Below are 23,944 nucleotides of genomic sequence, written 5' to 3'. Positions count from 1 at the left end.
CACACCAAAGCAACTGAAAGAGTGGGAATCTAGCCGTGGCACAGGACGTGCTGACCGACCTGAACAAGGTCCGCAACATCGGCATCATGGCGCACATCGACGCCGGCAAGACGACGACGACCGAGCGCATCCTCTTCTACACCGGTATCTCGTACAAGATCGGTGAGGTCCATGACGGCGCGGCCACCATGGACTGGATGGAGCAGGAGCAGGAGCGTGGTATCACCATCACCTCCGCTGCCACCACCTGTTTCTGGAACGACAACCAGATCAACATCATCGACACCCCGGGCCACGTCGACTTCACCGTCGAGGTGGAGCGTTCGCTGCGCGTGCTCGACGGTGCCGTCGCCGTGTTCGACGGCAAAGAAGGTGTGGAGCCGCAGTCCGAGCAGGTGTGGCGCCAGGCCGACAAGTACGACGTGCCGCGCATCTGCTTCGTCAACAAGATGGACAAGCTGGGCGCCGACTTCTACTTCTCGGTCCAGACCATGAAGGACCGCCTGGGCGCGAACGTCATCCCGATCCAGCTCCCGATCGGCTCCGAAGGTGACTTCGAGGGCGTCGTCGACCTGGTCGAGATGAAGGCCAAGGTGTGGCGCGGCGAGACCAAGCTCGGTGAGAAGTACGACGTCGTCGACATCCCGGCCGACCTTCAGGAGAAGGCCGAGGAGTACCGCACCGCCATGATCGAGGCCGTCGCCGAGACCGACGACGAGCTCATGGAGAAGTACCTGGGCGGCGAAGAGCTGACCATCGATGAGATCAAGGCCGGCCTGCGCAAGCTGACCGTCACCAGCGCCGCCTACCCGGTGCTGTGTGGTTCCGCGTTCAAGAACAAGGGCGTGCAGCCCATGCTCGACGCGGTCATCGACTACCTGCCGACCCCGCTGGACGTCGCGGCCGCCGAAGGCCACGTCCCGGGCAAGGAAGACGAGATCATCTCGCGCAAGCCGTCGGCCGACGAGCCGTTCTCGGGTCTGGCGTTCAAGGTCGCCACGCACCCGTTCTTCGGCAAGCTGACCTACGTCCGCGTCTACTCGGGCAAGGTCGACTCCGGTGCTCAGGTCATCAACTCGACCAAGGGCAAGAAGGAGCGTCTGGGCAAGCTGTTCCAGATGCACTCCAACAAGGAGAACCCGGTCGAGTCGGCCGCTGCCGGCCACATCTACGCGGTCATCGGCCTCAAGGACACCACCACCGGTGACACCCTGTGCGACCCGGCCAACCAGATCGTGCTGGAGTCCATGACCTTCCCGGACCCGGTTATCGAGGTGGCCATCGAGCCCAAGACCAAGAGCGACCAGGAGAAGCTGGGTACGGCGATCCAGAAGCTCGCCGAAGAAGACCCGACCTTCAAGGTGCACCTGGACCAGGAGACCGGCCAGACCGTCATCGGCGGTATGGGCGAGCTCCACCTGGACATCCTGGTGGACCGCATGCGTCGTGAGTTCAAGGTCGAGGCCAACGTCGGTAAGCCGCAGGTGGCCTACCGTGAGACCATCCGCAAGTCGGTGCAGAACGTGGAGTACACCCACAAGAAGCAGACCGGTGGTTCGGGCCAGTTCGCCAAGGTCATCATCAACCTCGACCCGTTCGTCGGCGAAGATGGCGCGACCTACGAGTTCGAGAACAAGGTCACCGGTGGCCGCATCCCGCGTGAGTACATCCCGTCGGTGGATGCCGGTGCGCAGGACGCCATGCAGTACGGCATCCTGGCCGGCTACCCGCTGGTGAACCTGAAGGTGACGCTGCTCGACGGCGCCTACCACGACGTCGACTCGTCGGAAATGGCCTTCAAGGTCGCTGGTTCGCAGGCACTGAAGAAGGCTGCGCAGGGTGCGCAGCCGGTCATCCTGGAACCGATCATGGCCGTCGAGGTCACCACGCCCGAGGATTACATGGGCGACGTGATCGGCGACCTGAACTCCCGCCGTGGCCAGATCCAGGCCATGGAGGAGCGCAGCGGTGCGCGTGTCGTCAAGGCACAGGTTCCGCTGTCCGAAATGTTCGGCTACGTCGGCGACCTTCGGTCGAAGACCCAGGGCCGGGCGAACTACTCCATGGTGTTCGACTCGTACGCAGAAGTTCCTGCGAACGTGTCGAAGGAGATCATCGCCAAGGCGACGGGCCAGTAGTCTCTGACCCGTTCTGCTGCGGCAGACCACATAACTGAACACATCAACACTGCTTAACCAAAGCACCAACAAGTCCAGGAGGACACAGAAGTGGCGAAGGCGAAGTTCGAGCGGACGAAGCCGCACGTCAACATCGGGACCATCGGTCACGTTGACCACGGCAAGACCACGCTGACTGCAGCAATCACCAAGGTTCTGCACGACAAGTACCCCGATTTGAACGAATCGCGCGCATTCGACCAGATCGACAACGCGCCCGAGGAGCGTCAGCGCGGTATCACCATCAACATCTCGCATGTTGAGTACCAGACCGACAAGCGCCACTACGCCCACGTGGACGCCCCCGGTCACGCGGACTACATCAAGAACATGATCACCGGTGCCGCCCAGATGGACGGCGCAATCCTCGTGGTCGCCGCCACCGACGGCCCGATGCCGCAGACCCGTGAGCACGTGCTGCTCGCCCGCCAGGTCGGCGTGCCCTACATCCTCGTCGCGCTGAACAAGTCCGACATGGTTGAGGACGAGGAGCTCCTGGAGCTCGTCGAGATGGAGGTCCGCGAGCTGCTGTCGGCTCAGGACTTCGACGAGGAGGCCCCCGTGGTCCGCGTCTCGGCGCTGAAGGCGCTCGAGGGCGACCCGACCTGGGTCAAGTCCGTCGAGGAGCTCATGGAGGCCGTCGACGAGTCCATCCCGGACCCGGTTCGCGAGACCGACAAGCCGTTCCTGATGCCCGTTGAGGACGTCTTCACCATCACCGGTCGTGGCACCGTGGTGACCGGCCGTGTCGAGCGTGGCGTGATCAACGTCAACGAAGAGGTCGAGATCGTCGGCATCCGCCCGACCACGACCAAGACCACCGTCACCGGTGTCGAGATGTTCCGCAAGCTGCTCGACCAGGGCCAGGCCGGCGACAACGTCGGTCTGCTGGTTCGTGGTATCAAGCGCGAAGAGGTCGAGCGTGGCCAGGTCGTCGTGAAGCCCGGCACCACCACCCCGCACACCGAGTTCGAGGGCAGCGTCTACATCCTGTCCAAGGACGAGGGCGGCCGCCACACGCCGTTCTTCAACAACTACCGCCCGCAGTTCTACTTCCGTACCACGGACGTGACCGGCGTGGTTACCCTGCCCGAGGGCACCGAGATGGTCATGCCCGGTGACAACACCGACATCTCCGTCGTGCTGATCCAGCCGGTCGCCATGGACGAGGGTCTGCGTTTCGCCATCCGTGAGGGCGGTCGTACCGTCGGCGCGGGTCGCGTCACCAAGATCATCAAGTGATCTAGTTTTTCCCAGCGGAGCGCCGCTCACCCGAAAGGGTGGGCGGCGCTTTGTTGTGCGGCACATGCAATTGCCGTTGACTCCGCGGCTACGGCGCAGAAGTGCGAGTAGCGGGTGCCGTCAACGCAGGCTCAACGGTGAGAAAGAGGTGTCGGCGCAGTGCTTTCACCGGCAGGATGGCAGGATCGTTCGCGATGGAGGGGAACACGATGAGGGATGGCCTGTCGTGCGGGTGAACGTGCGCGCATTCACCGATACCGGTCTGCGGCGGAAGCGCAATGAAGACGCCGTGATGGTCGGCGGCTGGGTCAGCCAGACACACAACGGTGTCCTGGTGGACATGCGCATGCAGCCCGGGTCGCCGTTCGTCTGCGCGGTCTGTGACGGCATGGGTGGCCACGTCGGCGGCGACGTCGCGAGCCGGACGGCGCTGAGCATGATCGCGACCATGTCGCCCGGATGGACGGGCGGCGACGACATCACGTCGTCGCTGTCGTATGTCAGTGACTGGCTCTACGACATGGGCAGGGACACCGAGCTGGCCGGGATGGGCACCACCGTCGCTGGGGTGTGCCTGACCGCCGACGAGGTGATTGTCTTCAACGTGGGGGACAGCCGGGTGTATTCGGTCGCAGGCGAGGCGCTGACGCAGGTGTCGGTCGACGACGCCGTACTCGACGCCTCGGGGCGGCCCACCAACATCATCACCCAGTCGCTGGGGCAGGGCGTGCCCATCGTGCCGCACCTGACCGCGACGCCCCTGCAGTCGGGTAGTTACCTGATGTGCTCGGACGGCGTGCATGGCCAGATGGACCATCACGATCTGCAGGCCGCCACCGCGTGCAACGACCGGGGCGACGGTTCGGCCATCATCATCGGCACGGCGCGGGCCAACGGCGCCGCCGACAACTTCTCGTTCGTCCTGTTGGACGTGTTGACCGACTGACGCCACACTAGAGTTCGCCGCAGCGATTCGGCTGATCAAGGAGCGTGGCTGGAATGTTGGTGCGTTACCTCAAGGCTCAGGTCATGGTCCTGCTGTGCGGCGGACTCGTGGGCCCCATCTTCCTGGCGGTGTATTTCTACACCGGCCAGGACGAACTGTTGAAGTGGATGTTCTGGACCGGTCTGCTGGTCACGGCCATCGACGTACTGGTCGCGCTGGGGCTGGCGAGTTTCGGGGCGAAGGCCCAGGCGGATCGGCTGGAGATGGAGGCCCACGGAGTCCTGGCGCTGGCAGAGGTGACCGGGATCGGTGAAACCGGAACCCGGGTCAACGACCAGCCGCTGGTGAAGCTCAACCTGCAAATCTCGGGGCCGGGTCTGGCGCCCTTCCAGGCACAGGACAAGGTGCTCGCCTCGGTGAGCCGGCTGCCGATGATCACGTCCCGCAAGCTCGTGGTGCTGGTCGATCCGACGACCAACAAGTTCCACATCGATTGGCAGAGAAGCGCTTTGGTGTCAGGCATGATGCCGGTCCGGCTGACGTCGGAGCAGGACGGCCGGACCTACGATCTGACCGGACGCTCGGGTCCGATCATGGCCATCCTGCAGATTCTCAAGACCAATGGCGTAGCGCTCGAGAGCATCGCGGACCTGCGGTCCAACCCGGCGGTGCGGCAACAGGTGATGGCCGTGGTCCGTCAGGCCACGGCCGCCGAGCGGGAGCCGGCACCGGCACAGGCGCCGGCGGCGCCGCCCATCGTGGCACCGCCGGCGCCATCGACAGCTCAGCGGCTGCAGGAGATCGAGACGCTGCGTGCGATGGGCACCATCAGCGAGGACGAGTACGCCGCAAAGCGGGCCCAGATCATCGCCGAGTTGTAGCCGTAGGGCCCGCCTCAGGGAGCCACTAGAACACGTTCCAGTTTGGCTGCTAGCGTGGCGGTGGATGCCGGCACGGATTCCGGCGAGATGTCATGAAGGGACTGGCAATGGCGGCAGGCGGAGCACTCGAAGGCAAGGTGGCGTTCATTACCGGGGCTGCCCGCGGGCAGGGCCGGGCGCATGCCATCCGGTTGGCGCGCGAGGGTGCCGACATCATCGCCAGTGACATCTGCGCCCCGGTGTCCGACACCATCTCGTACCGCCCGGCGACGTCGGAAGACCTGGCCGAGACGGTGCGTCTGGTCGAAGCCGAGGGCCGCAAGGTTCTGGCCCGCGAGGTCGACGTCCGCGACCTGGCCGCGCAGCAGCAGTTGGTGGCCGATGGTGTCGAGCAGTTCGGCCGGCTGGACATCCTGGTCGCCAATGCCGGCGTGCTGAGCTGGGGCCGGCTGTTCGAGATCTCAGAAGAGCAGTGGGACAGCGTCGTCGACGTCAACCTGTCGGGTACCTGGCGCACCATCCGGGCCGTCGTTCCGGCCATGATCGAGGCCGGTAACGGCGGATCGATCATCATCGTCAGCTCGTCGGCGGGCCTGAAGGCCACACCGGCCAACGGCCACTACTCGGCGTCCAAGTTCGGCCTGGTCGGCCTGACGAACTCGCTGTCGCTCGAGGTGGGGGAGTTCGGCATCCGGGTCAACTCGATCCACCCGTACTCGGTCATGACGCCGATGATCGAATCGACGGCCATGGGCGAGATTTTCGGCAAGTTCCCGTCGTACCTGCACAGCTTCGCGCCCATGCCGTACAAGCCCGTCGCGCACGAGGGCAAGCAGGGCCTCGCGGAATTCATGGTGCCGGACGAGGTTTCCGACGTCGTGGCATGGCTTGCGGGCCCGGGGTCGGCGACCATCTCCGGTATGCAGATCGCCGTCGACCGCGGTGTCCTGAAGTACTGAGTTACGGGGCGACCTGCCCGACCAGTACGTCGGCGAATTCCGTTGCGCCGTCCCACACTCTGATCGCAGGCCGGCCGCAGCCGGGTGCCAGTGTGCGCCGCAGCGCGGCGGCGCCGTCGAGGTCGACCGAGACCTCACCGGTCGTGGTGATCGTGACATCGATTGTGTGCCAATCGTTGTCGAGCGGCGTTGGGATGGGTCCCGGATCCGCGTCGGCCGGGCTGCCGGCGGTGGTGAGCCCGATACCGTAGCCGCCCGCCACGGCACGGACGCGTCCGGTGAAGCGCAGTGAGCACACCGGGTCACCGGGTTGGATCAGACGCTTCGGGGCGGCGGCGGTGTCTTGGGTGTACAGGCGTACTGCCCGGCCGTTGTTGGTGAACGTGGCGTCGATGCCGCCGGTGCGGTTCCAAGAGGTGAAGTCCGTCGGCTCGGGCGGGTGGGTCGGCACGATGGTCAAGCCGTTGAACGGGGTTGTCGTCGTTGCCCCTGGTGCTGCCTCGTCGCGGTGTGCGAACTGCGTGGCGACGACCGTGCCGCCTGCCACCAGGGCGACCACGGCCAGCACCGCGCCGCCCATGATCCACCACTTCCGCGCGGAGGACCGGTGCGGTGGCCCCGGTTCTGTTGGGCCGTAACGGGGTTGGTCGTCGACCCAGAGCGCCCATCCCGGTGGCAGCGGTGGCCAGGACGGATCCGGTTGCCAGTCCGGCCCGGGCTGCCAGTCCGGTGGAAACGGCGGCCAGTTGGGTGGCGGATTGAAGCGCATCCTATGGGTTTACCACCGCGCCGTCGCCGGTGTGGCGAGTACCTCGGCGAATCGGTCCATCGCCCAATCGATTTCGGCCCGGGTGATCACCAGCGGCGGGGCGAACCGCAGCGTCGGGCCATGGGTGTCCTTGGTCAGCACGCCGCGCTCGGCCAGCCGCAGGCTGACCTCCCGTCCGGTGCCGATCGCCGGGTCGAGGTCGACACCGGCCCACAGGCCCAGCCCGCGCACCGCGGTCACGCCGTGCCCGATCATCGCCGTCAGCCGGCCGTGCAGGTGTCGGCCGAGTTCGGTTGACCGGGACTGGAATTCGCCGCGCTGCAGCATGCCGACCACCGTGGTGCCGATGGCCGCCGCCAGCGGGTTGCCGCCGAACGTCGATCCGTGCTCGCCGGGATGCAGCACGCCGAGCACGTCGCGATCGGCGACGACTGCCGACAGCGGCACGATGCCGCCACCCAGCGCCTTGCCCAGCAGGTAGACGTCGGGCACCACACCCCAGTGGTCGCAGGCGAACGTCCGCCCGGTGCGGGCCAGGCCGGACTGGATCTCGTCGGCGATCATCAGCACGCCTCGCTCGGTGCAGGCCGCGCGGACCCGGGGCAGGTAATCGCCGGGCGGCACGATGATTCCGGCCTCACCCTGGATCGGTTCGATCAGCACTGCGGCGGTGTCGTCGTCGATGGCCGCCACGAGCGCGTCGGCATCCCCGAACGGCACCGCCCGGAAACCGGGGGTGTACGGGCCGAAGCCCTGCCGGGCCGTCTCGTCGTCGGAGAAGCTGATGATGGTCGTCGTGCGGCCGTGGAAGTTGCCCCGCGCCACGATGATGTTCGGATCCGTCAACCCCTTGACATCCCGACTCCACTTGCGTGCCACCTTGATCGCGCTCTCGACGGCTTCGGCGCCGCTGTTCATCGGCAGCACCAGGTCCTTGCCGCACAGCTGGGCGAGGGCGGCGCAGAACGGGCCCAGGCGGTCGGAGTGGAACGCCCGGCTGACCAGGGTGACGGTGTCCAGCTGGGCGTGGGCGGTAGCGACGATCTCGGGATTGCGGTGCCCGAAGTTGACCGCCGAATACGCCGCCAGACAGTCCAGGTAGCGGCGGCCCTCGGGGTCGGTGATCCATACCCCGTCGGCGGACGCGGCGACCACCGGCAGCGGCGCGTAGTTCTGCGCGGCGTAGCGGTCGTCGAGGTCGATCAGCGCAGCCGTGCTTGCCGAGATTTCCGGTGTTCCCGCAACGGCTTTCAGCATGACGTCGGGTACACCTCCAGGGTGCAGCACTTCACCGAGCCGCCGCCCTTGAGCAACTCGGACATGTCGACACCGACCGGGCGGAAACCGGCGGCGGCGAGTTGCGCGGCGAAGCCGGTGGCCGCGGCCGGATACACGACGTTCAGTCCGTCGGACACCGCGTTCAACCCGAGCACGTGGGCATCGGCGTCCGCGACCTCGATGGCACCCGGAAACATCTTGCGCAGCAATGCCACCGACGTGGCGCCGAAGGCTGGGGGATAGAAGGCGATGGTCTGGTCGTCGAGGACGGCCAGCGCGGTGTCGAGGTGATAGAAGCGCGGGTTGACCAGCTGCAGACTGATCACCGGCAGCCCGGACAGCTTGGCGACTTCGTCGTGCGACTGGCGGTCGGTCCGGAATCCGTAGCCGGCCAAGATGTTCGATCCGACGATCAGCAGATCGCCCTGGCCCTCGTTGGTGTGCTCGGTGTACAGCGGGCAGTAGCCGTGGTCCAGCAGCCAGCCGGCGTATGCCACCGATTCACCGGTCCGCTGGGGATAGGTGAACCGGGCGATGATGGCGACCTTCTCGAACCCGTCATCGAGCACCAGTCCGCCGTTGGCCGCGAACACCATGTCGGGCAGCCCGGGGATCGGGTCGACCAGTTGGACGATGTGGCCGAGGCTCCGGTACGTCTTGACCAGGTGCTCCCACTGCCGCACCGCCAGCGCCGCATCGACGGTGGCGGAGGTGTCCATCCAGGGGTTGATCGCATATTCGACGGCGAAATGCGTCGGCCGGGTCATCACATAGTGCCGGGGGCGGGCTTCCCGTTCGGGTGGCCAACCTGCGTTCGGTGTCGCCATCTTGACGACATCAGTAATCGTCATAATTCGATGGTAGGAGCACAATTGCGCGCAAGCAATCGATGCTTGTTGCGCATATGTAACAGATCTATTGTGTGAAGACTCGCGATTCGACAATCTATTGCGTGACGGAGGCGTGCGACCGGTGGAAAGTATCGACGAGACCGACGAGCGCATCCTGGTCGAATTGGCCGACAACGCGCGCGCCACGTTCGCCGAGATCGGTGAGCGGGTGAATCTGTCGGCGCCCGCGGTCAAGCGGCGCGTCGACCGGCTGCTCGCGACCGGCATCATCCGCGGCTTCACCACGGTCGTCGACCGCAACGTGATCGGTTGGGGGACAGAGGCTTACGTTCAGGTCTACTGTCACGGCACCATCACCCCGGCCCAGTTGCGGGAGGCCTGGGAGGGTATTCCCGAAGTGGTCTCGGCCGCCACGGTGACGGGAACGTCCGACGCGATCCTGCATCTCATGACCCGGGACATGAGGCACCTGGAGTCCGTGCTCGAGCGCATCCGGGGCAGTGCGGCGATCGAACGCAGCGAAAGCATCGTGGTGCTGTCGAACATCGTGGAGCGCAGGGTGCGAGGACTGTAGGCCGTGGGTGGGCTACCTGGTATTCGGTGCATCGTGTAAGAAAGCCCCGTGACTACAAACGGAGGCATCGTCATCGTCGGTGGCGGTCTGGCCGCCGCGCGCACCGCCGAGCAACTGCGCAAGGCCGAGTACGCCGGGCCGATCACCCTGATCAGCGATGAGGTCCATCTGCCGTATGACCGGCCACCGCTGTCCAAGGATGTGTTGCGCGCCGAGACCGACGACACGACGCTCAAGCCCGCCGAGTTCTACGACGAGAACAACATCACGCTGCTGCTCGGTTCGGGCGCGGCCAAGTTGGACACCGACGCGCAGACGGTGACCCTGGCCAATGGTGAGGTCGTCGCCTATGACGAGCTGGTCATCGCCACGGGCCTGGTGCCCCGCACCATCCCGTCGTTGCCGGCTCTCGAGGGCATCCGGGTGCTGCGCACCTACGACGAGTCGCTGGCGCTGCGCGAGCACGCCGGTGCGGCCAAGCGCGCGGTGGTGATCGGCGCCGGGTTCATCGGCTGCGAGGTGGCTGCCAGCCTGCGCAAGCTGGGTGTCGAGGTGACCATCGTCGAGCCGCAGCCGACGCCGCTGGCCTCGGTGCTGGGCACCGAGATCGGCGAACTGGTGGCGCGGTTGCACCGCGCCGAGGGTGTCGACGTGCGCTGCGGCGTCGGCGTTACCGGCGTGACCGGCACCGGCCACGTCGAGAAGGTCCAGCTGGCCGACGGCTCCGAGCTGGACGCCGACGTCGTCGTCGTCGGGATCGGTTCGCGCCCGTCGACGGACTGGCTCGAAGGCAGCGGTATCGCCGTCGACAACGGCGTCGTGTGCGACGCTGCCGGCCGCACCAGCGCGCCCAACGTGTGGGCCATCGGTGACGTCGCCTCGTGGCGCGATGCTGCGGGACACCAAGTGCGCGTGGAACATTGGAGCAACGTTGCCGAGCAGGCGCGGGTGATCGTGCCCGCGATGCTGGGCCAGGACGCCACCGCCGCGGTCGTCGTGCCGTACTTCTGGAGCGACCAGTACGACGTCAAGATCCAGTGCCTCGGTGAGCCCAAGGCCGGCGACACCGTGCACATCATCGAGGACGACGGCCGCAAGTTCCTGGCGTTCTACGAGCGCGACGGCGCCGTCAGCGGCGTGGTCGGCGGCGGCATGCCGGGCAAGGTGATGAAAAACCGCGCCAAGGTCGCGGCCGCCGTCCCGATCGCCGACGTCCTCTAGGGAGTTGTGCACGATTTTCCGCGCGGGGCGCGGAAAATCGTGCACAAATCCCTGGGCTCAGAAGGCGCCGAGGTAGAACCGGGCGCCCTGGTCGTCGGCGCAGTGCGCCATCATCCCGTACGGCTGGCGTGACGGCTCTTCGATGACCGAGCCGCCGGCTTCGCGGACCCGCGCCACCGCGGCGTCGATGTCCGTCACGGTCCACATCGGGACGGCGACGGTCTGAGCGGAGCCGCCGGCCACCCCGGACATCGGGTGGCAGTCCTGCACCGCCCAACCGTCCTCGATCCGACCGGGCTCGAATGTCCAGCCCAGCACGGCACCGTAGAACTCCTTGAACGCGGCCGAGTCGGTCACTTCGTAAGTGAGGTACGAAAGTTCGCCTGGCCCTGCGCCGTTCAACTCGGGTCGCGGAATGCCCGGCACTGGCTGAAACACCGCGAAGTCGGTGCCGAGCGCGTCCGTGGCGTCGAGCGTCGCGCCCCACTCGTGCTGCTCGGGCGTGCCCACCTGACCGCCCGCGGCCAGGATCGCCTGCCGCGCCGCGTCGAGGTCGCGCACCGCGTAGCAGCAGAACACAGTCTGCGGGCCGGTGGTCTCGAAGATGCCGGTGTGCATCCGGTTGCCCGTCACCTTGCGGGTGCCGGGGTCATAGTCCCAGCCGAGCACGTGCCCGTAGAACGCGGCGGCCCGCTCGGCGTCGGGCGTCTGCACCGAGACGTAACCGATGTCGCCGTGCTGGATCGGCGCGGTGACGCCGGGGAGCGGACCCGTCAGCATCCAGCGGTGGCCGAACGGGTCGATCACCACCGCGGTCCGCGAGCCGTGGGCGTCGTAGGGTTCGCGCTGCACCTGTGCGCCGTGTTGCCGCGCCCGTTCGAGAGCGATGTCGGTGTCAGGTACCGCGAGCATGAGGCTCACCGAAACAGCTTGCGGTGCCGGCGCTTTGAGGCCCAGGTCCGGGAATTCGTCGGCCAGGTACAGCGTGCCGCCGGCCAGCGTCAGCTCGGCGTGGCCGATCCGGCCGTCGCCCATGACGATCGGTTCGTCGACGACGGCGGCGCCCAGCGCGTCGACGTACCAGGCGAGTGCCGCCCGCGCGTCGGAGACGGCGAGGTAGGGCAGGGCGGCCGGTCGGGGCACGTCGACCGACGCGGCGGCAGGTGCGTTCAGGTCGGCGATGGCGGTGTCGGTTCCACTCATGACTACTCCTTTCGGCAGGGTGACGGCGGCTTCCAGCCGGGCTCGCAGCCGGGCCGCGAAGGCCGGGTCCGGCTGGACCGGAAGTTCGCCGCCGGCCAGCACGGTCAGTGGGTCGTGACTGTTGTGCATGGTCATGACGCACCTCCGTCCTGGTGTTCGGTGTCCTGGTATTCGTTTCGGAATGCCCGCTTGGCCCGCACCAGCAGTGCCTCGGTGGCGTGCACGGTGCGTCCGATCAACTCGGCGCATTCGGGCACGGGGCGGTCGTCCAGATATCGCAGCGTCAGCACCATGCGGTGCGGTTCGGGTAACCGGGCCAGCGTCGCCTCGGCGACCAGCCGATCCAGCTCGGCATCCCAGTCGTCGAAAGGTTCTGCGGGCTCGGGTGTTTCAGCTACCGGCACGGTGAAGCGGTCGTGTCGGCGGCGGTAGTGATCGGCCAATTTGTGGCGGGCCACGCCGATGAGCCACGGCACCGAGATGGCTGGTGGCTCATCGCGCCGGGCGGCGTCCATCGCCGCCAGGAACGTCTCCGACGTCAGGTCCTCTGCGGTGCCCCGGTCACCGCAGCGCCGTACGAAGTACCCGTAGATCACCGGTAGCGCCGAGTCGTACAGCGCCAGCAGCGTCTGCGGAGCATCACCGTCTGATTCGCCGCTCACACCTTTATCGTCGCGTCGGGCGGTCATTCTCCGACGCCCCGACCGGAACTTCTTGTGACTTGTGCACGGTTTTCCGCGCTGACCGCGGAAAACCGTGCACAAATCACACCGAGCGCAGCCCGTCGCGGACGACGTCGAAGGCCTCGCCCAGGGCGTCGGGCAGGGAGACGGTCTCGTCGGCGAGCCACTGTTCGTAGGCGGTCAGGGCCACCCCGAGCACAGTCCACGCCACGGTCTGCGGCACCAGGTCGGCCGGCTTGGCGTCCAGGCGCCGGGCGACGAAGGCCGCGATCACGCCCCGCCAGCCGGCGTACATGGTCATCGAGTAGGCCTGCAGCGCGTCGGTCTGCAGGATCACCTGCATGCGGCGCCGGTGCCGGGGTGTCTCGGATGCGTCAAAGCTGTTGAATTCCAACAGAGCTGACCGCAATGCCGCATCTAGTGGCATGTCGTGGGGGACGGCATTCAACAGGTTCCGCAGATCGGTCAAACTCGCGTCGAAGTCGGCCCACGGGATGGCATTCTTTGACGAGAAGTACCGGAACAGAGTGCGCCGCGAGATGCCGGCGGCCTGGGCGACGTCGTCGACGCTGACGTCGTCGAAGCCGCGGGTTGCAAACAGTTCGAGCGCGACATCGGTGATGTGGTCGCGCGTGGTGGAGCGGCGACGGCCCACGCGGCCGTGCTGTGGGGCGGTCCCGGCGTCGTGCTCGGGACGCACCGTTTCGGTCCGCATCAGACCTGCCCTTCCGTTTCGGCACTCGATGCCATATTCTTGCGACTTGGATCACAGTTGTCGAGTCCCGACAACTGCCACGGTAGCGAAAGGGGCGATCCATGGACTCGAATCAGCAGGCTAATTCCGACGCAGAACTGGTCACCGAGACTCTGGTCGAAGAGGTCTCGATCGACGGTATGTGCGGGGTCTACTGACCGTGTCTGCACCAGCCGCGGCCCGGACCGGGCCGGAGGTGGCCTTCGATCCTGACCGCGGCTGGCGGCTGCACCACCAGGTCGCCGTCCGGCCCGAACCGTTCGGCGCGCTGCTGTATCACTTTGGTACGCGCAAACTTTCGTTCCTGAAGAACCGCATCATCGTCGAGATCGTCAACTCGCTGGCCGACCACCCGGACGTGCGCAGCGCCTGCCGCGCCGCGGGTATCGACGATGACCAGCAGGGGCCGTATCTGCACGCGTTCGGCGTGCTGGTCCAGTCCAAGATGCTGATCCCGGCAGACCAGAACAGCCCAGAAGGATCCACCGCTTCATGACCGCTACGGCACCCGTGCCCCGGCTGATCGAGCAGTTCGAGCATGGCCTCGACGCGCCCATCTGCCTCACGTGGGAACTGACCTACGCCTGCAACCTGTCCTGCGTGCACTGCCTGTCGTCGTCGGGCAAGCGCGACCCGCGCGAGCTGACCACCCAGCAGTGCAAGGACATCATCGACGAGCTCGAGCGCATGCAGGTGTTCTACGTGAACATCGGCGGCGGCGAGCCGACGGTGCGGTCTGACTTCTGGGAGCTCGTCGACTACGCCACCGAGCACCACGTCGGCGTCAAGTTCTCCACCAACGGGGTGCGCATCGACGAGGCGGTCGCGGCCAAGCTGGCCGCGAGTGACTATGTGGACGTTCAGATTTCGCTCGACGGCGCCACCGCGGAGATCAACGACGCGGTCCGCGGACCGGGTTCGTTCGCCATGGCGATCCGGGCCCTGGAGAACTTGAAGAACGCCGGTTTCAAGGACGCCAAGATCTCGGTCGTGGTGACCCGCCACAATGTCGACCAACTCGACGATTTCAAGGCCCTGGCCGACAACTACGGCGCCACCCTGCGCATCACGCGGCTGCGTCCGTCGGGCCGCGGCGCCGACGTGTGGGACGACCTGCACCCCACTGCCGAGCAGCAGGTGCAGCTGTACAACTGGCTGGTCGCCAAGGGCGAGCGGGTGCTCACCGGCGACTCGTTCTTCCACCTGTCCGGCCTCGGTGAGCCCGGCGCGCTGGCCGGCCTGAACCTGTGTGGCGCCGGTCGTGTCGTGTGCCTCATCGACCCCGTGGGTGACGTCTACGCCTGCCCGTTCGCCATCCACGAGCGCTTCCTGGCTGGAAACATCCTCAGCGACAACGGATTCCAGAACGTCTGGCAGAACGCGCCGCTGTTCCGCGAGCTTCGGGAACCGCAGTCGGCCGGCGCCTGCGGCAGCTGCGGGCACTATGACAGCTGCCGCGGCGGCTGCATGGCGGCCAAGTTCTTCACCGGTCTGCCGCTGGACGGACCGGACCCCGAGTGCGTGCAGGGCTACGGCGAGCCTGCCCTGGCGCTCGATCGGGAGAAGCCCAAGTCGCACCTCGACCACTCGCGCAGCGGGGGCCGCAAAGGACCCGTCCCGCTCAAGCTCCTGGCCATGCCGGCCAAGGCTCCGCAAAAATTCTGTAACGAAAGTCCTGTCTAGATCATGGCCCGTGATACCTGGTTCGAAACTGTCGCCATCGCGCAGGAGCGCGCGAAAAAGCGGCTCCCCAAGTCCGCCTACTCGTCGCTGATCTCGGCGAGCGAGAAGGGGCTGACCGTCGCCGACAACGTCGCCGCGTTCGGTGAGCTCGGCTTCGCGCCGCACGTCATCGGCGCGCTCGACAAGCGCGAGATGGCGACGACCGTTATGGGTCAAGAGATTTCGCTACCCGTGATTATTTCTCCGACCGGCGTGCAGGCGATTCACCCCGACGGGGAGGTCGCCGTCGCCCGCGCCGCCGCGGCTCGCGGCACCGCGATGGGGCTGTCGTCGTTCGCGAGCAAGCCGATGGAAGAGGTCATCGCGGCCAACCCCAAGACGTTCTTCCAGATTTACTGGCTCGGCAGCCGCGACGACATCGCGGCCCGGGCGGAGCGGGCCCGCGCGGCCGGCGCGAAGGGCCTGATCGTCACCACCGACTGGAGCTTCAGTCACGGCCGGGACTGGGGCAGCCCCAAGATTCCGGAAAAGATGGACATCAAGACCATCATCAAGATGAGCCCCGAGGTCATCACCAAGCCGCGCTACATGTGGACGTGGGGCAAGACCCTGCGTCCGCCGGAGCTGTGCGTGCCGAACCAGGCCACGGGCGGCCAGGCCGCGCCGCCGTTCTTCCACGCCTACGGCGAATGGATGGGTACGCCGGCGCCGACCTGGGAGGACATCGCCTGGCTGCGCGAGCTGTGGGGCGGGCCGTTCATGCTCAAGGGCGTCATGCGCATCGACGACGCCAAACGTGCTGTGGATGCGGGTGTTTCGGCGATCTCGGTGTCCAACCACGGTGGCAACAACCTGGACAGCACGCCGGCGTCCATCCGGGCGTTGCCGGCCATCGCCGAGGCTGTCGGCGACCAGGTCGAGGTTTTGCTGGACGGCGGCATCCGCCGCGGCAGTGACGTGGTCAAGGCGCTGGCGCTGGGCGCCCGTGCGGTGATGCTCGGCCGGGCGTACCTGTGGGGTCTGGCGGCTGAGGGTCAGGCCGGTGTCGAGAACGTGCTCGACATCATGCACGGGGGCATCGACTCGGCGCTGCGGGGCTTGGGCAAGGGCTCGATTCACGACCTGGGACCGGACGACATCCTGGTGCCGGAAGGCTTCACCCGGCGTTTGGGCGGCTAACGCCGCTCGGCCGGGCCGCCTGATTCGACGGGTCCGCTGATACGTGCGGTGCTCGCGTGGCTGACGTGATGGTCACCAGGGTCTTGACATCCGTGCAAATTTGACCATTCGATACGAATTGTTGCGTATACGGCAACAATTGGCGCACAGCGGGCAAATTCGGCTTACCATCGGCGGGTGCCTTTTCCCAGCGAGCTCGGGAACTCGACGTCTAGGCAGTTGCAGTCCTTGCGGCCTTCGTTGATCGTCCCACTTGGTGCCACCGAGCAGCATGGGCCGCACTTGCCGCTGGACACCGACACCCGGATCGCAGAGGCGGTGTCGCGGTCCGTCGCGGAGGAACTGCGCGCGCAGACGATCCACGGCGGCGATCAGCCCGCGTGGCTGGTCGCGGCTGCCATCAGCTACGGCGCCAGCGGTGAGCACGAGAGTTTCCCCGGCACCATCTCGATCGGGCTGGCGGCGCTGGAACTTCTGCTGGTGGAGTTCGGCCGGTCGGTCTGTAACTGGGCCGGCCGCGTCGTGTTCGTCAACGGTCACGGCGGCAATGTGGCGGCGCTGAGGGCGGCGACGGAGCTGTTGCGTGCCGAGGGGCGCGACGTGGCCTGGTGTGCGTGTACGGCCGCGGGTGCGGACGCCCACGCCGGCCATACCGAAACGTCTGTACTGCTGCATCTTTCACCGGCCGACGTCTGGGTCGACGAGAGCGTCGTCGGCAACACCGCGCCTTTGCCGGAGCTGCTGCCGGCGTTGCGCCGCGGCGGGGTGGCGGCAGTGAGCCCGGTCGGGGTACTGGGGGACGCCACCACGGCCACCGCCTCGGAGGGGGCCCGTATCTTTGCAGAAATGGTCGGCGGCTGTGTGCGCAGGATCGGCACATGGCGGCCCGGCCCGGGGGGAATGCTCGCATGACGGGGGTGGGACAGTGACGGGGCCGAGGCTGCCCGACGGCTTTGCCGTCCAAGTGGATCGCCGGGTGAAGGTGCTGGGTGAGGGCGCCGCGCTGCTCGGCGGGTCTCCGACGCGGTTGCTGCGCCTGGCTCCGGCGGCGCAGACCATGCTCGACCGCGGCCGGCTGGAGGTCCACGACGCCCAGAGTGCCCAGCTCGCCCGCACCCTGCTCGATGCCACGGTGGCCCACCCGCGGCCGGCGACGGGGCCGTCGCACCTGGACGTCACCGTCGTTGTTCCGGTACGGGACAACGCAGTTGGCGTCGCCCGGCTGGTGCGGTCCCTGCGCGGCATGCGCGTGGTGGTGGTCGACGACGGTTCTGTGATGCCGCTGCAGGCGGCCGATTTCTGTGACTTGGCCGGGCACTGCGATGTCCGGGTGCTCCGGCATGACGTGAGCCGGGGACCGGCCGCGGCCCGCAACACGGGGCTGGCCGCGTGTGAGACCGACTTCGTGGCGTTCCTGGACTCGGACGTGGTCCCACGTCGCGGGTGGCTGGAAGCGCTGCTGGGGCACTTTTGCGACCCGGCCGTCGCGCTGGTCGCGCCGCGCATCGTCGGCCTGCACGAGCCCGACAATCTGATCGCGCGCTACGAGGCCGTGCGCTCGTCGCTGGACCTCGGCATGCGCGAGGCCCCGGTGGTGCCGTACGGCATGGTGGCCTACGTGCCGAGCGCGGCCATCATCTGCCGGCGCGCGGCGCTGGACCAGGTGGGCGGCTTCGACGAGTCGCTGCAGTCCGGCGAGGACGTGGACCTGTGCTGGCGGTTCATCGAGGCCGGCGCCCGGCTGCGGTACGAGCCGATTGCGCTGGTCGGGCACGATCACCGCACCGCATTGGGAGAGTGGTTCGCCCGCAAGGCCTTTTACGGTTCCTCGGCCGCCCCGCTGTCGGTGCGGCACCCGGGTAAGACGGCGCCGCTGGTGATCTCCGGCTGGACGTTGGTGGTGTGGGTGCTGCTGGCCATGGGTTCCGGTGTGGGCTACCTGGCCTCGACCATCGCCGCCGCGATCACGGGCCGGCGCATCGCCAACTCCCTGCGCTCCATCGACACCGAACCGCGGGAAGTCGCCGCGGTGGCTGCGCAGGGACTGTGGGCGGCCGCGCTGCAACTCGCTGCGGCGCTGTGTCGGCACTACTGGCCGGTGGCCCTGGTGTTGGCGGTGTGTTTCCGGCGCTGGCGGCAGGTGGTGCTGATCGCCGCGATCGTCGACGGCGTCGTCGACTGGGCGCGCCGCCACCACACGGTCGACGACAACACCCAACGCGTCGGCCTGCTGGCCTATCTGCTGCTCAAGCGTCTCGACGACATCGCCTACGGCCTGGGACTGTGGGGTGGCGTGGTGCGGGAGCGGCATCTGGGCGCGCTCAAGCCGCAGATCCGGACTTGAGCCCGCGCCGCGATGACGTCCTGATCGTCGGGGCCGGCAGTGCCGGCTGTGTTCTGGCCGAGCGTCTTTCGGCCGATCCCGCCTGCCGGGTGACTCTTCTGGAGACCGGCGGTACCGTCCGCCCGGAGCCGGGCTGGGTGTTGCCGGTCGGCGTCGACAGCACCGTGGCGCGGCAGCACCGCACGACGTTGACGCAGAACCCGGCGCGGTCCGTGGACATCGTGCGGGGGCGGGTGCTCGGCGGGTCCGGAGCCATCAACGGCGGCTATTTCTGCCGCGCCTGGCCGTCGGATTTCGACGCCTGGGCGGTGCCGGGCTGGGCCTGGTCCGACGTCGTGCCGCATTACTGCGCCATCGAAACGGACCACGACTTCGACGGTGCCGAGCACGGTTCGACGGGCCCCGTTCCGGTGCGCCGTATCAGCGAATTCGCAGCATCCTCACAGGCTTTCCGCGACGCGGCGGCCGTCCGGTACTCGTGGATCGACGACCTCAATGCCGAGGCCGGGGTGCGGCCCGGTCTCGGCGCGGTGCCGCTGAACATCGACGACACCGGACACCGGCACGGTCCTGGCGAGGTCTACCTGACGGCCGCGCGTGGCCGGGACAACCTGCGGGTGCTCGCGGGGACGCGTGCGCTGCGGGTGTTGTTCGACGGCGACCGCGCGGTGGGGGTCAGGTGTCTCGGACCCGAGGGGGTGGCGGACCGGTATGCCGACCGGATCGTGTTGTGCGCCGGGGCAATTGAATCAGCGCACCTGTTGATGCTGTCCGGCATCGGGCCGGCCGCACAGTTACGGAGCGTCGGCGTGTCGGTGGTGGCCGACCTGCCGGTGGGTGTCGCCTGCGCGGATCACCCGGAATGGGTGGTGCCCACGACCTGGCCCGCGGCCCCCGGCCGCCCGCCGCTCGAGTTGCTGCTCACCACCGAAGAGCTTGAGATCCGGCCGTACACGTGGGGTTTCGCGGCCATGACGGGCGGTGTCGCCGACGGTTCCGATCCGGTGCACCTCGGCATCTCCTTGATGCGGCCGCGTGCCGAGGGTCGGGTCCTGCTGGTGTCGGACGATCCCGACGTGCGCCCGGCCATCGAGCACCGCTACGACGCCGACCCGGCCGACGCCGCGGCGTTGCAGGTCGGGTACGAACTGTGTCGCGACCTGTTCGGCGACGCCGTCGCCGGCGGCGAGCCCGCGTGGTCCACCGCGCAGCATCTGTCGGCCACCGCGCCGATGGGCGCTGACGGCGACGAACGCGCCGTCCTGGACCCGCACTGCCGCGTGCGCGGCGTCGACGGGTTATGGGTGGCCGACGGCGCCGCACTGCCCGGCATCACCGCCCGGGGCCCGCACGCGACCATCGTCATGCTGGCGCACCGGGCCGCGCAATTCATCGCGTCCTAGGAGCGTGGGTCGGTAACGGTTCGGCCGCTAGGGGCTGGGCACTTGACAAGCAAATGCCTTGTGGGCGTTGACTGTGCACTGGCGCAGGAAAAGCTCGAGTACCGAACTGCGTAGACGCACAGTCAATTGTGATACCGACCCACGCTCTTAGCCGCTGAGTGGCCACCTGGCGCACGCGAATCGCGAAAATGCTTGTGTCGACTAGTCGTTGGGTGGTATACGTTCGCGGCCGGGCGCCCAGAACGCGATCAGCAGACCGGCGACCGCGGTGATCGACGCCAGCACCACGAGCGAGGTCTGCATGGCGTGCAGGAACGCCACCCGGGCCACGGTCAGGAGCTGACCGCCGACTGGGCCCAGATGGGGCGCGGCGGCGACCGCGCCGGCCAGCGAGCCGCGCGCGGCGTCTTGCAGCGGAGCCGGAAAACCGGCGACGGCGGGCCCGATGTGCTTGGTATATCCGGCTGCCAGGAGGGAGCCGGTCAGTGCGATCCCGAGGGCTGAGCCCACTTCCCGGGTGGTGTCGTTGACCGCCGAGGCCACCCCCTGCTTGGCGTCCGGCACCGATGTCATGATCGCCGAAGTCGTTGGCGCGGTGAATATTCCGACTCCGGTACTCACCACCAGCAGTGGCCAGGCGACGGCCCAGTACGACGAGTCGATGCGCACCAGGCACAGGGACAGCAAGCCGACCGACAGGAGCCCCAGGCCGGCGACCACCACGACGCGCAGCCCCAGTTTCGGCAGATACCACGACGACAGCGGGGACAGGATGAGCATCGGCACCGCCAGCGGGGACAGGGCCAGTGCGGTTCCCAGTGGGCTGTAACCCATGACCAGTTGCATGAATTGCATGGCCAGGTAGAAGAAGCCGAACATCACCATGAACAGCACTGTGATGGCTGCGGCTCCGGTGCTGAACCGACGGTCGAGAAACAGCCGGACATCCAGCAGCGGGTACCGGGCCCGTAGCTCGATGACCGCGAACGCTCCGGCCAGGATCAGGCCGCCGGCGATGCCGCCCAGCACGACCGGATGTGTCCAGCCGCGGTCGGGCGCCGCCAGGATGCCGTAGACCAGTGCCGCGACCGCCGCGGCGATGACGACCGCGCCGGCGACATCCAATGTTCGGGCTTCCGTGTCGCGCGAACTCGCGGTGGTCGTGGTCATGGCAATGAGGACCAGCCCGGCCGCGGCAAAGGCCCAGAAGATCGACTGCCAGGGCCAGAAGTGCAGCAGCACACCGGATCCCAGCATGCCGAACACGCCACCGCAGCCGGCCATGCCGGCCCAGATGCCCACCGCTTTGGTGCGCTGGTCCGCCGGGTAGGACGCGGTGATCAGGGACAGCGTCGCAGGCATGATGAACGCGGCGCCCACGCCGGCCACCGCTCGGGCGCCGATGATGTGCAGGGGGTGGGTGCTCAGCGCCGGAACGATCGAGGCCACCGCGAAGACGGCCAGGCCGAACAGCAGAGCGCCGCGCCGGCCGTAGCGGTCGCCGAGGGCGCCGGCGGGCAGCAGCAGGCAGGCCAGCGTCAAGGTGTAGCTGTCGATGATCCAGGTCAGCTGGGTCTGGTTCGCCGAGGTCGCCATGGCGATGTCGGCGAGTGCGGTGTTGAGCGCGACCATCGACGAAATCACCACCAGCACACCGCAACACGCCACCAGGAGCGTCCAGGTGCGGTGCCGGGAGGCCGGTGGTACGGCCGTAGGCGGGGTGGTATCGGCCCGGGGGCTCACCGCGCTCGCCTTGTCGGCCATACGGCCACCTTCCGGTAGTTTCAAGACCGATGATCTTCAAACGAGACTAACAGTCTTGTTTGTCGGCCGGAAGGTGAATTGAGTTGTCCAGCGAACATGGTGACCCCCGGCCGGCCCGTTCGCGGGCGCGGCTTCTCGAGGCGGCGACCGCCCTGCTGCGCTCCGGCGGACCCAGTGCCGTGACCGTCGACGCGGTGATCCGGGCGTCCAATGTGGCCAGGGCGACGCTCTATCGGCACTATGCCAGCGGAAATGACTTGCTGGCAGCGGCATTTCACGCGCTCATTCCACCGGCCCCGGTACCGCTCGCCGACGGCGACCTGCGTGAGCGGTTGATCGCACTCGTGCGCGCGCAGGCAGAACTGATCGCCGAGGCGCCCGTCAGCCTGGCGGCCATGTCATGGCTGGCGCTCGGCGGCAACCTCGAACACCTGCCCTGGGGTGCGGCGGGGACCGAGAGCGCCGAGGTCCGCAACCTTCGGGACCGGGTGGCCGAGCAGTACGCCGTCCCGTTCGAGGCGGTGCTGTCCAGTCCCGAGGCCGTCGCCGAGTTGGGTGACGTCGACCGGCTCCGTGCGGCGGTGTTGTTATTGGGCCCCATCGTGCTCGGCAAGCTCAGCACCCTGCCCGACTTCGATTACCGCGAGATCGCCGTCGCCGCCGTCGACGGATTCCTCGCGACGCATCGCGTCAGCGCAGCGAATACCGGATCGGCAGGTGCTTGAAGCCGCCGACGAACGTCGTCGCGGACAGCTCGGGGGTGCCGGCCAATTCGATCGAATCCAGCCGGGTCAGCAGTTCGGTGAACAGGCTGTTCATCTCCATACGGGCCAGCGCGGCACCCAGGCAGAAGTGCACGCCGTACCCGAACGCCAGGTGCTTGTTCGGCTCACGGCCGACGTCGAACCGGAACGGATCGGTGAACACTTCTTCGTCGCGATTACCGGAAACGTAAGCGAGATAGACGGATTCGCCTTCGGCGATCGGCACGCCGCGGACGACGGTGTCAGCGGTGGCGGTGCGCATGAACTCTTTCACCGGCGTGCTCCACCGGATCATCTCCTCGACGGCGGTGGGCATCAGGTCTGGGTTCGCCTTCAGGCGGGCCAGCTCGCCGGGATTCTGGATCAACGCATGCAGGCCGCCGGAGATGGCGTCCTTGGTGGTGTCGTGGCCCGCGCTGGCCACGATCACGTAGTACGACGCGGTATCCATGTCGCTGAGTGGTTCGCCGTCGATGCGGCCGTTGGCGATCGCCGACGCCAGGTCCTCGGTGGGGTTGGCCCGCCGCGACGCGGTGAGGGACGCGAAGTACCCGAAGAAGTCGAGCAGCACGCTGAACAGTTCCTCGGGGGTCTGGCCGCGGCTGTACTCGTCGTCGTCACCGCCGAACATCTCCTGGGTGAGGGTGTGCATGCGGTCGTAGTCCTCCTCGGGGAGGCCGAGCAGCGACATGATCACGTAGAGCGGGAACTGGATCGCGATCTCCTCGACGAAATCGCACTCGGGTCCGATATCGCGCAGCCGGTCGACGTAGCGCTTCGCGAGCTCGTCCACCCGCACCTTGAGATCGCGCATCGCCTTCGGGCGGAACCAGTCGGCGCCGATGGCGCGGATCTTGCGGTGGTGCGGGTCGTCCATGTGAATCAGCGTTCGCAGCCCCATGCCGGCGTCGGCCTGCGCCTTGAGCAGATCTTCGGCGTCGGCCTTCATGAGCAGCGGACGGGGCTCGCTGATGAAGAGGTTGTTGTCGCGCTCGATCGCCATGATGTCGGCGTGCTTGGTGATGGCCCAGAACGGCCGATACGGTGGATTGTCCACCCAGGCAACAGGATTGGTGGCCCGTAGGTGCGTCAGCGCCGAGTGCAGGCGGTCGTCGTCGGCGTAGGCGGCAGGATCGGCGAGTACCTTGGCGGCCTCATCGGTGGCGGGTGCAGTCATTGAACTCCTCACGCAGGCGCAAACTTGACAGCTGTCAAGTGGAGTCTAGGTCGTTCGATGGCCGATGGGGAGGGGGTTGCGGGATCTATTTG

23 protein-coding genes are annotated in these 23,944 nt (G+C 67.4%); 15 read left to right on the top strand and 8 right to left on the bottom strand.

The features are described 5' to 3' along the window. Positions 1-35: 35 nt before the first annotated feature. From fusA to EB75_RS20030, 5 genes are all read left to right on the top strand, one after another. On the top strand, positions 36-2,138 hold the full coding sequence (gene fusA, locus EB75_RS20050; RefSeq protein WP_073697022.1) for an elongation factor G: 2,103 nt from the start codon (positions 36-38) through the stop codon (positions 2,136-2,138). A gap of 90 nt (positions 2,139-2,228) precedes the next feature. Beyond that, complete coding sequence (gene tuf, locus EB75_RS20045; protein WP_061001884.1) at positions 2,229-3,419, top strand: elongation factor Tu; 1,191 nt, start codon at positions 2,229-2,231, stop codon at positions 3,417-3,419. Between the two features lie 226 nt (positions 3,420-3,645). Further along, complete coding sequence (locus EB75_RS20040; protein ID WP_073697021.1) at positions 3,646-4,365, top strand: PP2C family protein-serine/threonine phosphatase; 720 nt, start codon at positions 3,646-3,648, stop codon at positions 4,363-4,365. 53 nt (positions 4,366-4,418) lie between these two features. Further along, positions 4,419-5,246, top strand: coding sequence for an SHOCT domain-containing protein (locus tag EB75_RS20035; RefSeq protein ID WP_073697020.1), 828 nt, complete (start codon positions 4,419-4,421; stop codon positions 5,244-5,246). A gap of 92 nt (positions 5,247-5,338) precedes the next feature. Beyond that, entirely contained in the window at positions 5,339-6,205 is an 867-nt protein-coding gene (locus tag EB75_RS20030; protein ID WP_073697019.1) for a mycofactocin-coupled SDR family oxidoreductase, read from the top strand. A 1-nt stretch (position 6,206) separates the two neighbouring features. Here EB75_RS20030 and EB75_RS20025 read toward each other — a convergent pair whose 3' ends face one another. From EB75_RS20025 to ddaH, 3 genes are read right to left on the bottom strand one after another with little or no spacing between them, the layout of a single operon-like run. Further along, a complete protein-coding gene (locus tag EB75_RS20025; protein WP_083612436.1) occupies positions 6,207-6,974 on the bottom strand; it encodes a hypothetical protein in 768 nt (255 codons plus the stop codon). A gap of 9 nt (positions 6,975-6,983) precedes the next feature. Next, complete coding sequence (gene rocD, locus EB75_RS20020; protein ID WP_073697017.1) at positions 6,984-8,231, bottom strand: ornithine--oxo-acid transaminase; 1,248 nt, start codon at positions 8,229-8,231, stop codon at positions 6,984-6,986. Beyond that, on the bottom strand, positions 8,225-9,103 hold the full coding sequence (gene ddaH / locus EB75_RS20015; protein ID WP_073697016.1) for a dimethylargininase: 879 nt from the start codon (positions 9,101-9,103) through the stop codon (positions 8,225-8,227). Before ddaH ends, rocD begins: the two co-directional genes overlap by 7 nt. Before the next feature lie 121 nt (positions 9,104-9,224). Between ddaH and EB75_RS20010 the strand changes: the two genes are divergently transcribed. Together EB75_RS20010 and EB75_RS20005 are read left to right on the top strand one after the other, a co-directional pair. Then, a complete protein-coding gene (locus tag EB75_RS20010) occupies positions 9,225-9,677 on the top strand; it encodes an Rv2324 family transcriptional regulator (RefSeq protein ID WP_073697015.1) in 453 nt (150 codons plus the stop codon). 48 nt (positions 9,678-9,725) lie between these two features. Continuing rightward, the gene (locus EB75_RS20005) at positions 9,726-10,898 is read left to right on the top strand and encodes an NAD(P)/FAD-dependent oxidoreductase (protein WP_073697014.1); all 1,173 of its coding nucleotides are present in this window, start codon (positions 9,726-9,728) and stop codon (positions 10,896-10,898) included. Between the two features lie 57 nt (positions 10,899-10,955). Here the strand turns inward: EB75_RS20005 and EB75_RS20000 are convergent, their stop codons facing one another. From EB75_RS20000 to mftR, 3 genes are all read right to left on the bottom strand, one after another. Then, positions 10,956-12,230 (bottom strand): VOC family protein, encoded by a 1,275-nt coding sequence (locus EB75_RS20000; protein WP_073697066.1) that lies wholly within the window; start codon positions 12,228-12,230, stop codon positions 10,956-10,958. A gap of 2 nt (positions 12,231-12,232) precedes the next feature. After that, positions 12,233-12,790: an RNA polymerase sigma factor gene (locus EB75_RS19995; RefSeq protein WP_472435863.1), complete on the bottom strand. Its 558-nt coding sequence runs from the start codon at positions 12,788-12,790 to the stop codon at positions 12,233-12,235. Between the two features lie 76 nt (positions 12,791-12,866). Then, positions 12,867-13,499 carry a mycofactocin system transcriptional regulator MftR gene (gene mftR / locus EB75_RS19990; protein ID WP_073697012.1) on the bottom strand — a complete coding sequence of 211 codons (633 nt, stop codon included), beginning with the start codon at positions 13,497-13,499 and terminating at the stop codon, positions 12,867-12,869. 101 nt (positions 13,500-13,600) lie between these two features. Here mftR and mftA point away from each other — a divergent pair, with 101 nt between their 5' ends. From mftA to mftG, 7 genes are all read left to right on the top strand, one after another. After that, the gene (gene mftA / locus EB75_RS19985) at positions 13,601-13,696 is read left to right on the top strand and encodes a mycofactocin precursor MftA (RefSeq protein ID WP_073697011.1); all 96 of its coding nucleotides are present in this window, start codon (positions 13,601-13,603) and stop codon (positions 13,694-13,696) included. Between the two features lie 2 nt (positions 13,697-13,698). Beyond that, a complete protein-coding gene (gene mftB, locus EB75_RS19980) occupies positions 13,699-14,034 on the top strand; it encodes a mycofactocin biosynthesis chaperone MftB (protein ID WP_083612434.1) in 336 nt (111 codons plus the stop codon). Next, positions 14,031-15,221, top strand: a complete 1,191-nt coding sequence (mftC, locus tag EB75_RS19975) for a mycofactocin radical SAM maturase (RefSeq protein WP_073697009.1) — start codon at positions 14,031-14,033, stop codon at positions 15,219-15,221. The genes mftB and mftC overlap by 4 nt, the downstream gene beginning before the upstream one ends. A gap of 3 nt (positions 15,222-15,224) precedes the next feature. Beyond that, complete coding sequence (gene mftD / locus EB75_RS19970; RefSeq protein ID WP_073697008.1) at positions 15,225-16,400, top strand: pre-mycofactocin synthase MftD; 1,176 nt, start codon at positions 15,225-15,227, stop codon at positions 16,398-16,400. A gap of 138 nt (positions 16,401-16,538) precedes the next feature. Continuing rightward, positions 16,539-17,312, top strand: a complete 774-nt coding sequence (mftE, locus tag EB75_RS19965) for a mycofactocin biosynthesis peptidyl-dipeptidase MftE (RefSeq protein WP_073697007.1) — start codon at positions 16,539-16,541, stop codon at positions 17,310-17,312. Positions 17,313-17,325: 13 nt separating this feature from the next. Next, a complete protein-coding gene (mftF, locus tag EB75_RS19960; protein WP_073697006.1) occupies positions 17,326-18,744 on the top strand; it encodes a mycofactocin biosynthesis glycosyltransferase MftF in 1,419 nt (472 codons plus the stop codon). Then, positions 18,741-20,147, top strand: a complete 1,407-nt coding sequence (mftG, locus tag EB75_RS19955) for a mycofactocin dehydrogenase MftG (protein ID WP_073697005.1) — start codon at positions 18,741-18,743, stop codon at positions 20,145-20,147. The genes mftF and mftG overlap by 4 nt, the downstream gene beginning before the upstream one ends. Before the next feature lie 201 nt (positions 20,148-20,348). On the opposite strand, the gene EB75_RS19950 is transcribed toward mftG, so the two are convergent. Beyond that, positions 20,349-21,911, bottom strand: a complete 1,563-nt coding sequence (locus EB75_RS19950; protein ID WP_083612432.1) for an MFS transporter — start codon at positions 21,909-21,911, stop codon at positions 20,349-20,351. Positions 21,912-21,994: 83 nt separating this feature from the next. Between EB75_RS19950 and EB75_RS19945 the strand changes: the two genes are divergently transcribed. After that, positions 21,995-22,636 carry a TetR/AcrR family transcriptional regulator gene (locus EB75_RS19945; RefSeq protein ID WP_073697004.1) on the top strand — a complete coding sequence of 214 codons (642 nt, stop codon included), beginning with the start codon at positions 21,995-21,997 and terminating at the stop codon, positions 22,634-22,636. Here EB75_RS19945 and EB75_RS19940 read toward each other — a convergent pair. Continuing rightward, a complete protein-coding gene (locus tag EB75_RS19940; RefSeq protein ID WP_073697003.1) occupies positions 22,602-23,852 on the bottom strand; it encodes a cytochrome P450 in 1,251 nt (416 codons plus the stop codon). The two genes, EB75_RS19945 and EB75_RS19940, sit on opposite strands and share 35 nt — an antisense overlap. Positions 23,853-23,944 lie beyond the last annotated feature (92 nt).

The organism is Mycobacterium sp. ST-F2 (genome assembly GCF_001905655.1).
Classification (GTDB): domain Bacteria; phylum Actinomycetota; class Actinomycetes; order Mycobacteriales; family Mycobacteriaceae; genus Mycobacterium.
Note: the sequence above shows the minus strand (reverse complement) of the source record. Positions and strands in the feature narration are given on the sequence as shown.